Genomic DNA, 2,354 nt, shown 5'->3' with positions numbered 1-2,354 from the left:
CCCCTATTTTATCAAGGTTTTGAAGGGTATGTCGAAAGATATCATTACGGATTCAGGGCATTGTCACCATCCATCCAGACAATGCCATTATATTAAACGTTTTTATACATGATCAGCCTTTATTTCAAAGCCAAAGGCAGAAATATAAGAATAACAATCTTCAAGAGAAGAAAATGCTTGTTCGGTTTCATCTGCTATAACTTCATATAACCCATGAGTGTTATAGTGAATTTCTGTTTGTTCATCAAGATCATAACTTTCTCCTGTTTGTAATGATTGAAGGTTTTGATACAAAGGGTCTTGGTCAACGTTCAGAAAGTCATAAATATTACTTTGATTCATTGTTTTACCGCCTTTCTGTATAGTAAACAAAAGAGAAGGGAATAACCCTTCTCATGCTACATTTACTGTTCTTAAAGAATGAATGTCTATGACTTCTTCTAAATCGCATAAACGACAGTTTTTGCTTTCTTATCTGTACATCACCCTAACATTTTAAACCAATAATCATAAGCGATTCTTGCTAAAAAACAACCTCCTGCACAAACTTCTATTGATCCAACAAAACATAGATATCACCTCTTCCAAACGATTATTTCTGTGAAAAGATCTCCCTCTCTCGAAGAAACAAAAGAATAAAAAAGATATCATAAAAAAAGAGAATACATGTAGCCAAACTATAAAGAAACATCCTCGTACAAAGAATAGAAAGAATGGCCAAAAAAGATAACACCCAAAGAAAAATCGGACACAAAAATTCATTCCCTAATCGAAGATCCTGAGCTCTTAAAAATGATCGAAAACGAGAACAAAACTTAGAAAAACGTCCCTTAAAAAAAGCAGGAAAAAACGATCCTATAATACATGATCATCAGGTGGAGTCGTCCTACACAGGAGACCTTTCCACCTGATTTTTCTATCCCACAAATAGCTTTATAGCACCAAATCAACCATGCACAAAAGTGGTACAACTATGTACAAAATCGGTACAAGGATGTACAATAAAGGTACAAAACATGTACAAGTATGGTACAAAGATAAAAAATATGTACCCACGGAAAATCCGGCTCTGCCGGATACCCCGACCACTTTTGGGGTCATTTTTTCCTTATGCTCTTTCTACCTAGGTACACCTACACCCCCTATTATGGTGAAGCTCACAGAAAGGAGTGATCGAATGGAAATAAAAATCAGAAACATAAACCCGTCTATCGTCCAAGAATTCGATGAAAAAGCAAAGAAACAGGGCCTATCACGTCAAGAATATTTACGAAGTATTTTAGAGAATTACACTCTACTCAATAACATCAATGACCGGGAACTCGAATACCAAAATAGATTAGAAAAAAACACAAAGATGCTAGAAATCATAAGTGAAAAACTTGATAAAAATAATGAGTTTTTACATTACTTAACCGAGGACGATTCATAATTATGAAAAGCTAAACAGAGATCGTTCCTCGTTAAGAAATCAAAGGATAAGGAACGTAAAACCAATACATTCATGACCATAAAAAGGCCAAGACGTATCACAAAAAATCTCCATAATCCTACGGTTATCTACGTAGAGGATACCCTCGTACATAGAGAAGAACCATCGAAGAAAAATCAAAAAACAGGAAGGGAGCGTCTCCCTATGAAAGAACAAAATCCCGCAATACGACTGAGACTAACGAAAGAATCACGAGCCTATATAGAAAGATATGCGGAAGAAAATAATATCGTCTATAATAACCGAACCATCAATAAAATCATTGAAGAACACAAACAGATGAAAGAAGAACAAACGTCTTCCCTTGCATCTTCTATCTCCCAGGAAGTATCCAACCAAATCAATAAAGAAATCAGACGTATACGCTTAGGAACCAATAACACAGACCGTAATACACAAATCTTACTTGAACTGTTGAATGGTATGTTTGTAAATCAGAGCATTGACGATATTGTAACGACTGCTGACATGGAAACAAACGCTTATCGAACAGCTACCCAACACGTTCAAAAGAGAATCGAACATCAACAACAGCGACGAGCCGATGCCAAACATCGAAACCACCTATAACAATAAGTATCCCATCTACCTTCACAGAAACGCACGTATCCCTCTCTCCTTCGATAAACATCAAGGGAGAGGTTTTTATTTCGATCTTTGTCCTCAAACAAAGATATGCTTCTTTGAAAACCACCGAAGAGCTGCATGAACAAGACGTAACTTCTAAGGTATCCATAAGTGCTTCAGGAAAGGCTTCTGATACCCATAGAAAGAAAAGCTTCCTAGGTGAGTACGGCGGACGACTTTTACCACTTATGCCATCTTTTTTACCACCTTTTGCGGATAAATGTACCACTTTATG

3 protein-coding genes are annotated in these 2,354 nt (G+C 36.4%); 2 read left to right on the top strand and 1 reads right to left on the bottom strand.

Annotated elements, in window-relative coordinates:
• Positions 1–102 precede the first annotated feature (102 nt).
• Positions 103–342 carry a hypothetical protein gene (locus tag BM058_RS17935; RefSeq protein WP_090929171.1) on the bottom strand — a complete coding sequence of 80 codons (240 nt, stop codon included), beginning with the start codon at positions 340–342 and terminating at the stop codon, positions 103–105.
• Between the two features lie 631 nt (positions 343–973).
• Here BM058_RS17935 and BM058_RS17930 point away from each other — a divergent pair.
• On the top strand, positions 974–1,432 hold the full coding sequence (locus BM058_RS17930; protein ID WP_090929168.1) for a hypothetical protein: 459 nt from the start codon (positions 974–976) through the stop codon (positions 1,430–1,432).
• A gap of 204 nt (positions 1,433–1,636) precedes the next feature.
• Positions 1,637–2,062 carry a hypothetical protein gene (locus tag BM058_RS17925; RefSeq protein ID WP_090929165.1) on the top strand — a complete coding sequence of 142 codons (426 nt, stop codon included), beginning with the start codon at positions 1,637–1,639 and terminating at the stop codon, positions 2,060–2,062.
• The last annotated feature ends 292 nt before the right edge of the window (positions 2,063–2,354 follow it).

Source organism: Salibacterium qingdaonense (genome assembly GCF_900114715.1).
Lineage (GTDB): Bacteria > Bacillota > Bacilli > Bacillales > Marinococcaceae > Salibacterium > Salibacterium qingdaonense.
The sequence above is the reverse complement of the archived record's forward strand: the minus strand, read 5'-3'. Positions and strand labels throughout refer to the sequence as shown.